Genomic DNA, 8499 nt, shown 5'->3' with positions numbered 1-8499 from the left:
GGCGTGACCTGCCGCGCCGGAGGCGGCGGTGTCAGCGCCGACACCCGGGGCCGCGGGCTCGGCTCGGCGGTCCTGGTCTCGGTGGCCTTACCGTCGGACGCCCTGGCCTCGGACGCCTTGGCAAGGTCGCGCGCCATCTGCGCCTGGCTTGCCTTGAGCTGCGCAATGGTGGCTTTGAGCTCCTCGACCTGCTGGCCCATCGTGGCGAGATCCTGCGCCATCGATTGCAACTGGGGCGTTTCGGCTGACGGCGCGGCGGCCGCAGCAGGTTGGGCCTCGGCAGGCGCTGCTTGTGCGGCCGCTACTTGTGCCGGCGGCGGCGCGGCGGCCTGATCTGTTGCGGCGGCCTGGGTGATCGGCGCGCTCGGTTCTTCGGCGGCTGCGGGCTGGCCTGTCGAGGGCAATGCCGCCAGCACGAAGGGCGGTACCCACTCAACGGCCATCGCCTTGGCTTGATCGCCATAATTCTGCCAGGCTGCGGCAGCGATGGCGGCGCCAAGGCCGAGCAGCGCCATGAACGCGCGCTTTACCCATTTGGCCGTCGGCCGATCGGCAGCCGGCCGGAGGCCATCCACCTTGATCTCGGCCGATTTGACATTCTCGAGCTTGATGTCGTGCATGTCGGTGGCGCGAATCGTCGGTTCGACCTGCGGCGCCGGCGTGCCGACTGATACGGGGGGCGCGACGTGAACCTGCGGGGCTACCGGTGGGGCCGCCGGGGCGGGTTCGTGCGTCAGCGGCGGCGCTTTGTGGGCGTGTGCGGCCAGTACCGTCTCGATCGCAAAAACGTCGTGCGGATCAGCCTCTTTCAGCATTGGCGTGGATTGCATTGGCGGTCCCTTGCATAAGTCCAATGGCTCCCGCGGCGGGGCGGCGAGCATGCTTGCTGCGTGAAAATTCCCTGCCCACGCCGCCACACGGCCAGCGAGGTTTGACCAAAGCAAGGCAATCTCGTGGAGAGGTTGGGGCCGCGGGACACGTAAGGGATGCGGGAACCGACAAGAATCGATTGAGCCGAGGCCAATATTGGCGCTTGTCAGGGCCGGAGTTGATCCGGCCATCCGCGGCGCTTGCGCGATTGCGATCTAGAGATGAGTGCCCCCGTCTCAGATATGCTGGGCACCATGCCGGGCGTGCCATTTCGGGCCGGGGCCGCGCATATAGTGGCGCTCGGGGCGATAGGGGTCGAAGGCGCGCTCCACCAGCCTGTGCCAGCGCACCAAGATCGTATCGAGGCGGCGGAGCAGCATGGCGGCCTCTCAGTGCGGTTTGCCGAGCACGAAGGCGAAGGGCAGAACGAAGAGCTCGTCGTCGAAATCGTCGTTCACATGCACGACCCAGTCGCGCCAGTCTTCGGCGTCGCGGCCCATGATCATCGAGCGCACGATGCAGGCGGCGCGGTCGCGCGCTTCAGTGAGATCGCTGACCGCTTCGCCGGAACGGTCGATGCGGACTTCCCGGGAATTCGAGCAGTGGAAATAAACCTGGGCCATGGCGGCCTCCTGCGTTTGAGACGATCTGTCTCGTTGGTTGCAGGCTAGCCGGACAAGGTTCTGCATCTCCGTGAGGCAGATCACAGTTACTACTTAAGATTTTATTAAGGGTGCGATGGTCAAACTTTAGGCAAATGGAATCGCGACGGAACCGGACCTCCCGAGCCGGCAGTTGCAAGAGAAGGCCGGCGGCGTAATGCCCGCCGGCCTTTTCTCTTGGTGGCGCCCTCCAGTACTCACAGCGCTGTGAATCCGTGTCCGGAACAGCAGCCCGGCCTCGCTCGTTCGTCCTTCATACGTGAATGGAGGAATGAGCAATGACCAAACTTAAGCTGCTCGGGGCGGCCGCGATCCTGGCGACGGCGCTTGCGACACCGGCAATGTCGCAGGAAGTGACCCAGGAGCCCGGCATGATCGGGTTCAACTACCCGAATTCCAACTATCTGCGCGGCGGATACGGCGTGCGTACGCCGAGCCCCTATGACTACAGCTACTACTATGGCGATTACGGACCTCCGGTGTACGGACCTCGCGTGTATTACGGCCCCCGCGTGTATGGGCCTCGCGCGTATTACAGGCCTGGCCCGGTCGGGCTTGCAGCCGGCGTAGCCGCCGGCGCGATTGGAACGGCGGCTGCGATCGCCGGCGCGCCGTACGTTGATTCCTACGCCTATTATGACGGGCCCGGTTACTGGTAGGGGGATCCGCACCTGCAACAAAGCGGCCGAAAGGCCGCTTTTTTGTTGGCTGCCGGAGGCTTCAGCGGCCGGCCGCGGCGTAGGACGACAATAACGCCAGGAAGATGATCGTGTTCAGCGCGGTTGCGCCGAGTACGAGGACCAGCGCAACGCCGAGACCGCGCCCGCCGATCGCCTTGACGGCGGTGGGGAGCGTCAGCGCGAAGAAGATGATGGTGAACGGCATCACCGGCAGCATGTCGAAGCCGGTGCCTTTCGGATCGGTATGGGCATAGACGAAGGGGAAGGTATAGATCCAGAACGCCGCGTTGCAGGCCGACAGCGCCAGCGCGGCGATGCGGGTCGAGGGCACATCCCAATCGGAGGCGGAAGGTAGCGGAGGCGGGGTCGACATCTTCTCGCTTTCGACACATTCGGAAAAGGTGCTGATCCATCCGGGCATTGTCAGGGATCGATGAAGCTTGGCGTTAGGTGCTTCGGGCCGGCCTTCAGGTTCATTGGATAAGCTGCCGGTCTTGCGTGGGATGGGCGCGCATGGTTCGACTGCATCATCCAATGTCTTAAGGGTGAGGCGCCATGAGCAACCGCATTCTCGTCTTTTACGGCTCCTACCGTTCCGACCGCATGGGCATTCGTCTTGCGCAATTCGTCGTCGAGGGATTTCGCGCCCGCGGTGACGATGTCGAACTGATCGACGCCAAGACGATCGGCCTGCCGATGCTGGACCGCATGTACAAGGAATATCCGAAAGGCGCGGCACCCGCGGTGCTTGAAGAACTCGCGGGAAAGATCCGCGCTGCCGACGGATTTGTGTTCGTATCGGGCGAATATAATTGGGGCATGCAGCCCGGGCTGAAAAATCTCACCGACCATTTCCTGGAGGAATGGTTCTGGCGGCCGGCGGCAATTGCAAGCTATTCGGCCGGCCGCTTCTCCGGCGCGCGCGCCGCGATCGCCTGGCACGGCACGTTGTCGGAAATGGGCATGGTGGTGATCTCGAGTTCGATCGCGGTCGGGCCGATCGCGCAAACGCTCGCCGAAGACGGCAAGCCGACCGGCGAGGGCGGCAAGGCGCTGGCGCATGCGTTTCCGCGCTTTGCCGATGACCTCGTGTGGTGGATGGAGGCGGCGCGGGCGCAGCGGGAGCGGAAGAAGCCGCCCTATTGAGGGACGTCCGTCGGCATCCGCTCCGCGCCGCGAATGGAGCGCAATGTTGGCGAAAACACACCCACTTTTCGCCACGGCTGGACAGCAGATTGCGCCTTGCCTGCCACCTTCCGACTGTATCGAGCCACCATCGGCGGCTCGCTCATGCCCCCTGCACGGATCAAGAAACGATGTCGCCAACGAAAGCGCGCTGCGGTCTGTTTGTGGTTGCGCTCGCGGCCATGCTCGTCGGCTCGCCGGCCGGTGCGCAGAATCTCGATCAGGGCAAGCCGCCGGCAAAACTGTTTGCCGAAGGCTGCGCATCCTGCCATCGCAGCGCGCGCGGCCTGGCCAAGGGCCGTTTTCGCCTCTCGCTCTACCTGTTCCTGCAAAAACACTATGTCAGCGGCTCCAGCTCGGCCTGGGCGCTGTCGTCCTATCTGGAATCCATCGACAGCGCGAAACGCGTCGCGGCGAAGCCGGCCTCGAAAGGCGCGTCGCGGCCATCGATGCGTCCGCCCGCGCCGGTGCCGGCGCGATAGGGCGCCGGCGCGCCGCCATCGCTTGCTCACGGCAGCGCTGCGAAATCTCCTCACGCTTGTCATCTTTTTGACGTGTGCCCGCATAGCATCGATGGCGTGAGTGTGGCGGGGAGTAACGATTATGGTAGTAGCTGAACTTCAGACCAAGGTAGAGAAGTGGGAGATCAAGGCCGGCAAGTGCGAGGCCATGGCCAAGGAGGCCAAGGACAAGGCGCAGCAGGCCTTTTATGAGGGGCTGGCCGGCTATTACGCGAGCCTGGCGACGGATTTCCGCAAGATCCTCGAGAAGCGAACCGCATAGGCGGAAGCCGCGATGCGTAGGGCGGGTTAGCGATAGCGTAACCCGCCGATACCTACCGCAAAGAATGGCGGATTATGCTTGCGCTAATCTGCCCTGCGTCCTTCCTTAGCTCGTTCGGCGAGCTTTACCATCAGCTGTAGCGCCTGATTGGTCGGCGTCGCAATGCCGAGCTCGGCGCCCTTGCGCACCACATGGCCGTTGAGAAAGTCGATCTCGCTGGGCTTGCCGCGCGCAAGATCCTGCGCGGTGGATGACATCTGGTTCGGCATCAGCGTGGGGATGTTCAGGATGTGCGCAAGGAGGTCGTCGGGAATCGCGACGCCGCTGGCGCGGGCGACGGCGGTTGCTTCCTGCACCACTCGTGTGACAACGTCGCGCGTGCCTTCGACTTCCAGCATCGGTCCGTAGGAAATGCCGGCAACGGCGGACAGCGCGTTGAACGCGCAGTTGATGATCAGCTTGCTCCAAAGTGTCTTGCTGATATCGTCGGCGATCGTGATGTTGACGCCGGCGGCCTGAAACATCTGCGCCAGCGCTTCGCTCGCGGCAGAGGGGCCAATGGCGAGGCCGCCGCCGCCGTGATGCCTGACATGGCCGGGCCCGGCCATCTCGCTGCCGACATAGACGACGACGGGAATGACAGCGTGGCCGGTGACGGCGGAAAGACGCTCGGCATTGTCGACGCCGTTCTGCAGGCTGAGCACGGCGGTCTCCGGCCGCAGTCGTCCGGCGAGCGAGGCGCCGGCCGCTTCCGTGTCGGCGGACTTCACGCAAAACAGCACCAGATCGGGCGGGACGAGGTTGGTCGTGTCGGTCGCGGCCCTGGCGGGCAGGCGGCCGTTGAACGTCTTGGTATCAAGCAGCAGGCCGTGCGCATTGATCGCGTCGACATGCAGCTGCCGGCCGATGAATGTCACGTCATGACCGGCTTTCAGCAGCAAGCCTCCGTAATAGCAGCCGACCGCGCCGGCACCGATCACTGCGACTTGCATGATGTTCTCCCGTTTGTAGCCCGGATGAGCGAAGCGACATCCGGGACCACTCTAACACCGCCCCGGATATCGCTGCGCTCATCCGGGCTACAACGGAGCGTATCCGCAATTCCGGGCTGACCGCTAAAATCTGTGACACAATCATCACACTCAAACCGAATGCGCTGTGGACGCCGCGTTCGGCCACGTTTCCGCCCGTATTCGGTCCCGCCATTGCCGCGTGTTGGTTTTCGGCTTGGGCTGGATCACGAGCGGGGGATTGCAACATGTCTTCCATTGGCTGCGCCAGAACTTCGTGCGTCGACGTCAGAACAGACCGTACTCCATTTGAAGCGCCGTCGATCACGGCCGCGCGCGCAGGGAAATTTGTTCGGCTGCTTGCTGTCGCGTTGGGAGCCGCGTCGCTTGCGGCCTGCGCGCAGCACTCGGTCGTCACCCAGAAATCCGAAATTCGTGCCAGCCGGTACGCGTCGGTGGACCAGGATCGAGCGGCATCCTCCATGATGAAGAGGCGCGTCGTCGCCGCCAGAAAGCACACCCGGTTCGCCTCGCGCAAGAATTCAGGCGGCGCCAAGACGGCCTCGCATGGAGTTGCCAGCTTCTACACCGAGGGAGAGAAGACCGCGAGCGGCGAAAAGTTCAACACGCTCGATCTGACCGCCGCCCATCCGACGTTGCCCTTCGGCACCAAGTTGCGCGTGACAAACGTCGCGAGCGGCAAGTCGGTAACGGTACGGGTCAATGACCGCGGCCCCTATGTTCAGGGCCGTGTTGTCGACGTCTCCTATTCCGCGGCCGATGCGCTGGGAATGGTGGGCAAGGGTGTGGCCAAGGTCAAACTCGACGTCGTGGAGTAGCTGACGGGGCGAGCTCGGCCATCGCCCCGCTCTACGGGCCGCCCAGGATGTCCGATAGAGCCGACAGCAGCCGGTCAGTTTGCTCGTCCGTGCCTACGCTTATCCGCAGATGATCGGCGATGCGCGGCGCGGAAAAATGGCGGACGATCACTGCTCGTTGACGCAGCGCGGTGGCGAGCGCCGCGCCCTCATGCGCCGGATGCCGCGCGAAGACGAAGTTGGCCGAGGACGGCAGCACGTCGAAGCCCAGCCGGATCAGCCCGCGGTTCAGCCGCTCCCGGCCTTCGATCACGCGCGCGCGGCTCGCTTGAAAATAGGCTTCGTCCTCCAGCGAGGCGATGGCGCCGGCCTGGGCGGGCCGGCCGAGGGGATAGGAGTTGAAGCTGTCCTTGACCCGGGTGAGCCCCTCGATCAGGTCGGCATCGCCGATCGCATAGCCAACCCGCAAGCCGGCGAGCGCCCGGGACTTGGACATGGTTTGAACGACCAGAAGATTCCGGTGAGAGGCGACCAGCGGGATCGCGGTCTCGGCGCCGAAATCGACATAGGCCTCGTCGATGACAACGGGCGCGTTGGGATGTTGCTCCAGCAGGTTAGCGATCTCGGCCCGTGACAGCGCAATCCCTGTCGGCGCGTTCGGATTGGGCAGGATGAGCGCGCCGGCCGGCCGGCGATAATCGGCCACGCGGATTTGCATGACCTGATCGAGCGGCACGGTTTCGTAGGTGATGCCGAACAGGCGGCAATAGACCGGGTAGAAACTGTAGGTGATATCGGGGAAGAGTAACGGCGCGTCATGCTTCAGCAGCGCGGCGAAGGCGTGGGCCAGCACCTCGTCCGAGCCGTTGCCGACGAACACTTGCTCCGGCCGCACGTCGTGGTAGGCGGCCAAGGCAGCCCGCAGCGCTGACGCCTGTGGGTCCGGATATAGTCGCAGCGTATCGGCCGCTTCGCCGCGGATCGCTTCCAGCGCGCGTGGTGAGGGACCAAACGGACTCTCATTGGTGTTGAGCTTGACCAGCTCCGACATGCGGGGCTGTTCGCCCGGCACATAGGGCTTCAGGTCGTGGGTCAAGCTGCTCCAGAAACGGCTCATTTTTTTCTCCAGATCGGCGAAAGCGCAATCTGCCCTACGGCCCGATCGCTATGCATTCGAATTTGCGTTGAGGATGCACGAGCAGCTCGGCGCTCTCAATGATGCGCATTTCCTCGGTGCCGCTGGCCGCAGTGCGCTCCAGCACGGCGAAGATGGCGGACGCGGCGTGGCTCAGCGCCTCCGGCGTGTCGGCGCCGCGGAGGCGCGCAGCGACCAGCAGTGCGGCAAACAGGTCGCCGGTGCCGTTCGGGCTGATCGGCAGTTTTGGCGTGCGCACGCGAAAGGCATTGCCGCGTTCGACTGCCAACGTCTCGATCTCGCCCCGGGGCGTGTCGGCAAGCTCGGCGCTGGTGACGACGATCGTCCCGCGCGCCATGAACGCGCGCGCTGCCTTGAGCACCTGATCGATCGTCGCGGACTTCGCTCCGCACAGCCATTCGAACTCGAAATGATTGGGCGTGATGATGTCGGCGAGCGGACACAAGAGATCGCGCACCAGCGGCGGGATCTCGGCGTGGACGAACAGGCCACGGTCGCGATCCCCGAGCACGGGATCGCAGCAATAGCGCAGCGCGGGATTTTTCGCTCTTGCGCGCGCGACGAAGTCCGCGACCACTTTGGCGTTGTCGGCGGAGCCGAGATAGCCGGACAGGATCATCTGCGCGTTGTCGACCGCGCCGCGCTCCTCGATCCCGCGCAGGAGGTCGGCGACGAGCGCCGCATCGAGCACGCGGCCGCGCAGCGTCGGGTAGCCCGGGCGGTTGCTGAGCAGCGTGGTCGGCACCGCCACGACGTCGATGCCATGCATCTGCATGGGAAAGACTGCGGCGCTGTTGCCGACATGGCCGAAGGCGACCTGCGACTGAATGGAAATCACGTTCATGTGGAGTCTGGGGATTATCTTATTTGTGGGGACAGGAACCCGCCGAGGTTAACACATTGGTTATTTGTTTGCGGTCATTTTCACGACCTCATTCAACAGGGAGTCACCATGTCTGACGTCACCATTCCCGGCGGCCGGATCCGTTCTTTCGTTGAGCGGATCGAGAATCTCGACACCGAATTGCAGGAGCTGAACGAGCAGAAGAAGGAAGTATTTTCCGAGGCCAAGGGCGAGGGTTTCGACGTCAAGATCCTCAAGGAGATCATCAAGCTGCGCAAGCAGGACCAGGACGAGCGCGACGAGCGCGAAAGCCTGCTCGATCTCTACATGCGCGCGATGGAAACCGCGCCGGCGGAAAAGGTAGCCAAGGCGGCCTGAGCCGATCGACGATAGGGCGTAGCCCGGATGGAGCGAAAGCGAAATCCGGGGCGTTCTCGGTTTGGATAAGCCGTTCCCGGATTTGCGCTGCGCTCCATCCGGGCTACGGATTA

The 8499-nt window shown here is 64.0% G+C and carries 12 protein-coding genes and 1 pseudogene; 6 read left to right on the top strand and 7 right to left on the bottom strand.

The genetic code is table 11. The features are described 5' to 3' along the window. From CQ14_RS00895 to CQ14_RS00890, 3 genes and pseudogenes are all read right to left on the bottom strand, one after another. A pseudogene (locus CQ14_RS00895) lies at positions 1-830 on the bottom strand (hypothetical protein); the annotation flags it as partial. A gap of 276 nt (positions 831-1106) precedes the next feature. Then, on the bottom strand, positions 1107-1250 hold the full coding sequence (locus tag CQ14_RS44370; protein ID WP_187399377.1) for a hypothetical protein: 144 nt from the start codon (positions 1248-1250) through the stop codon (positions 1107-1109). A gap of 9 nt (positions 1251-1259) precedes the next feature. Continuing rightward, on the bottom strand, positions 1260-1493 hold the full coding sequence (locus tag CQ14_RS00890; RefSeq protein ID WP_057856073.1) for a DUF6894 family protein: 234 nt from the start codon (positions 1491-1493) through the stop codon (positions 1260-1262). Between the two features lie 317 nt (positions 1494-1810). On the opposite strand from CQ14_RS00890, the gene CQ14_RS00885 reads away from it, so the two are divergent. Continuing rightward, a complete protein-coding gene (locus CQ14_RS00885) occupies positions 1811-2191 on the top strand; it encodes a hypothetical protein (protein WP_057856072.1) in 381 nt (126 codons plus the stop codon). Positions 2192-2252: 61 nt separating this feature from the next. On the opposite strand, the gene CQ14_RS00880 is transcribed toward CQ14_RS00885, so the two are convergent. Next, complete coding sequence (locus tag CQ14_RS00880; protein WP_156434599.1) at positions 2253-2585, bottom strand: hypothetical protein; 333 nt, start codon at positions 2583-2585, stop codon at positions 2253-2255. A 182-nt stretch (positions 2586-2767) separates the two neighbouring features. On the opposite strand from CQ14_RS00880, the gene CQ14_RS00875 reads away from it, so the two are divergent. From CQ14_RS00875 to CQ14_RS00865, 3 genes are all read left to right on the top strand, one after another. Continuing rightward, positions 2768-3358: an NADPH-dependent FMN reductase gene (locus CQ14_RS00875; protein WP_057856070.1), complete on the top strand. Its 591-nt coding sequence runs from the start codon at positions 2768-2770 to the stop codon at positions 3356-3358. 170 nt (positions 3359-3528) lie between these two features. Beyond that, positions 3529-3879 carry a hypothetical protein gene (locus CQ14_RS00870; RefSeq protein ID WP_057856069.1) on the top strand — a complete coding sequence of 117 codons (351 nt, stop codon included), beginning with the start codon at positions 3529-3531 and terminating at the stop codon, positions 3877-3879. A 121-nt stretch (positions 3880-4000) separates the two neighbouring features. Further along, on the top strand, positions 4001-4180 hold the full coding sequence (locus CQ14_RS00865) for a hypothetical protein (RefSeq protein ID WP_057839906.1): 180 nt from the start codon (positions 4001-4003) through the stop codon (positions 4178-4180). An 83-nt stretch (positions 4181-4263) separates the two neighbouring features. On the opposite strand, the gene CQ14_RS00860 is transcribed toward CQ14_RS00865, so the two are convergent. Further along, positions 4264-5172, bottom strand: a complete 909-nt coding sequence (locus tag CQ14_RS00860) for a ketopantoate reductase family protein (protein WP_057856068.1) — start codon at positions 5170-5172, stop codon at positions 4264-4266. 341 nt (positions 5173-5513) lie between these two features. On the opposite strand from CQ14_RS00860, the gene CQ14_RS47755 reads away from it, so the two are divergent. Continuing rightward, a complete protein-coding gene (locus tag CQ14_RS47755; RefSeq protein WP_057856075.1) occupies positions 5514-6029 on the top strand; it encodes a septal ring lytic transglycosylase RlpA family protein in 516 nt (171 codons plus the stop codon). Between the two features lie 31 nt (positions 6030-6060). Here CQ14_RS47755 and hisC read toward each other — a convergent pair whose 3' ends face one another. Continuing rightward, positions 6061-7125, bottom strand: coding sequence for a histidinol-phosphate transaminase (gene hisC, locus CQ14_RS00850; RefSeq protein ID WP_057856067.1), 1065 nt, complete (start codon positions 7123-7125; stop codon positions 6061-6063). A gap of 34 nt (positions 7126-7159) precedes the next feature. Continuing rightward, complete coding sequence (pdxY, locus tag CQ14_RS00845) at positions 7160-8008, bottom strand: pyridoxal kinase PdxY (RefSeq protein WP_063800270.1); 849 nt, start codon at positions 8006-8008, stop codon at positions 7160-7162. 108 nt (positions 8009-8116) lie between these two features. Here pdxY and CQ14_RS00840 point away from each other — a divergent pair, with 108 nt between their 5' ends. After that, positions 8117-8386, top strand: coding sequence for a DUF2312 domain-containing protein (locus CQ14_RS00840; RefSeq protein ID WP_057856066.1), 270 nt, complete (start codon positions 8117-8119; stop codon positions 8384-8386). The last annotated feature ends 113 nt before the right edge of the window (positions 8387-8499 follow it).

The sequence above is a fragment of the Bradyrhizobium lablabi genome (genome assembly GCF_001440475.1).
GTDB classification, from domain to species: domain Bacteria; phylum Pseudomonadota; class Alphaproteobacteria; order Rhizobiales; family Xanthobacteraceae; genus Bradyrhizobium; species Bradyrhizobium lablabi.
The sequence above is the reverse complement of the archived record's forward strand: the minus strand, read 5'-3'. Positions and strand labels throughout refer to the sequence as shown.